Source organism: Mesorhizobium sp. M1E.F.Ca.ET.041.01.1.1 (assembly GCF_003997355.1).
Taxonomy (GTDB): Bacteria; Pseudomonadota; Alphaproteobacteria; order Rhizobiales; family Rhizobiaceae; genus Mesorhizobium.
The window spans coordinates 1-2,189 of the sequence record NZ_RZSL01000806.1 but is presented as its reverse complement, the minus strand read 5'-3'; the positions used below and the strand labels follow the sequence as shown (position 1 = coordinate 2,189).

2 protein-coding genes are annotated in these 2,189 nt (G+C 61.6%); both read right to left on the bottom strand.

What is annotated here, in order from left to right; translation table 11 throughout:
• Nucleotides 1–344: 344 nt before the first annotated feature.
• Nucleotides 345–1,553 carry an MFS transporter gene (locus tag EOA38_RS34415; protein WP_127301314.1) on the bottom strand — a complete coding sequence of 403 codons (1,209 nt, stop codon included), beginning with the start codon at nt 1,551–1,553 and terminating at the stop codon, nt 345–347.
• A gap of 60 nt (nt 1,554–1,613) precedes the next feature.
• A partial coding sequence (locus tag EOA38_RS34410) for an AraC family transcriptional regulator (RefSeq protein WP_145966222.1) occupies nt 1,614–2,189 on the bottom strand: 576 nt, incomplete at its 5' end.

Here is a 2,189-nt window from a genome sequence, read left to right as displayed (position 1 = left end):
GAACAGGCCGAAACGGCCAGCGCCGCAACACCAACGGCGACGAGCAAAAACTTCTCCATGGCAATCATCTCCTCAAAAAAGGCGGCGGCCCATCGCCGCCACCTCCCAATGGCCGAAGCCGATCGTGCTTAACCTCTGATTGTGGCGGCACGCAACGACCGGGCCGCGTAAACTTGTGTAACGAAGCTGCAATATCGCGGCGTTCCGGATTCAGGCCGCCCAATGCATGTCGCCCAAAGGTGCGCAGCGGTTTTGGGACAACGACATGCATAAAGACAACAACCTAAAGCGCGTCGCGTGAGGCCGTTCAGACGCGACGCGCTTTAGGTCAGCTGTAGCAAAGTTCACCTGCGAGGCTGTAGCAGCGCCAGCATGAGTGTCGATGCGGCAAGGATGACGGTAAGGGTCAAAGGCCCCGAGGCACCATAGGTGTCCACGACATAGCCGCCGACAACCGCGCCGATGGTGATGGCAACCTGGAAAGAGACGACCATCAGGCTACCCGCTGCCTCCAGCGCATCAGGTGCCGCGCGGGACAGATTGGTCGGCAGCACCACCGGCGCCATGCCGAATGCCAGGCCCCAAAGCGTGACAAATCCGAAGGCAACGGCGATGTGCACGCCCCAAAGCACCAATGCCAGCGCCGCAAACGCCATCAACGCGGCGTTGCCCACGAGAGCCATGCGGATATTGGCATCGGCCATGCGGCCGCCGGCAATATTGCCGATCACAGCGGCGACGCCAAATCCGAGCAGCGCCAGGGCAATTGGCCCGGTTGCAAGGAGTGTCACATGTTCGAGGAAGGGGCGTACATAGACGGACCCGGCAAAATGCCCTGTCATCAGCAAAAGAATGGCCAGCATGCCGAGTTGAATGCCACGCCGCCGTGTCAGCCGAAATACATCCGCGAGGCTATTGCTGGCTGTGGCAGGCAGGGTTGGCAGGCTAAGCCACTGCAGCAGCATGGCAATCACGGCCAGCCCCGCTGTCAAGGCCATGGCGCTGCGCCATCCCAGCCAGTCGCTGATCAACGCACCCGCAGATGGTGCGGCAATGGTGGCGAGCGAGACGCCGAGGGTGACGATAGCCATGCCCCGACCTGTCGCATTGGCGCCAACCAGCCTGGCCACAACGGCAACCGAGAGTGCCCAGAATGCGCTGAGAGCGATTCCGAGCCCGGCCCGGCCCAACAGCAACAGCCAGAAATTGGGCGCTAGCGCTGCAAGGAGGTTGGAACCGACCGCCAAGGCGCTGAGGATAACCAGCACCGTCTTGCGGTTCAGTCGGCCGATGACAACATTGCTCAACATGGCCGTCACAGCGCCGACCGAAGCGGTGGCGGTGACGACCTGTCCGGCCGTTCCTTCGCTGATGCCGAGATCGCGCGCCATTGGCGTCAGCAGACCTGCCGGCAGGAATTCGGCTGACACCAGGGCAAAGCTGGTGGCCGCCAATGAAATGACCGCGAACCACGTGGCTGCGTTCCACGCGGTTGGCGCGGCGGCATCGACGTCAATCGCTGCGTCTTCAAGCTGTAATGTTGTGTCTGTCACTGAAAGATCTCCAAGGTCTGGAGGTCTTCAATAGATGAGTCCTTTCGGATGATATGTATCTTAAAATCCGAAATTCATATCCGTTCGTCCGGGAATTGTGCGACGCACAACGCCTGGCGAGACGTTGGTGATGCGCTTGAACGCGCGCGCGAAGGATGCTTCGCTATCATAGCCCAAACGGGCAGCGACCTCGGCAACCGACAAGCCGTTTTGCCCCAGCAACTCGCGGGCAAGCTGCATACGGAGACGGGCGAGATAGCGTGCAGCACCCTCCCCTAATACAGCGCTGAAGCGCTCGGCGAAAATCGACCGCGATTGGCCTGCCAGGCCAGCAAGGCTTTCCAAGGTCCAGTTATAGCCGGGGTCTCGGTGCATGGCTGCCAGCGCGCGGCCGATATGGGGGTCGCGGATAGCGGCGAGCCAACCGGTGGTCGAGGCTCCAGTGCAATTGACCCAGCAGCGGATGAGCCGGGCTGTCAGCAAGTCCGCCATGCGCGACAAGATGGTGGCGCTGCCCATCTGCGGTTGCGCGGCCTCCGCCGTCATAGCCGCCAGCAAAGGGCCGACGACCGGATCGTTGCCAGCCACGTCGCACCCTTTGATAATCGGCGGCATCAACGCGATCAGTGGATTGAG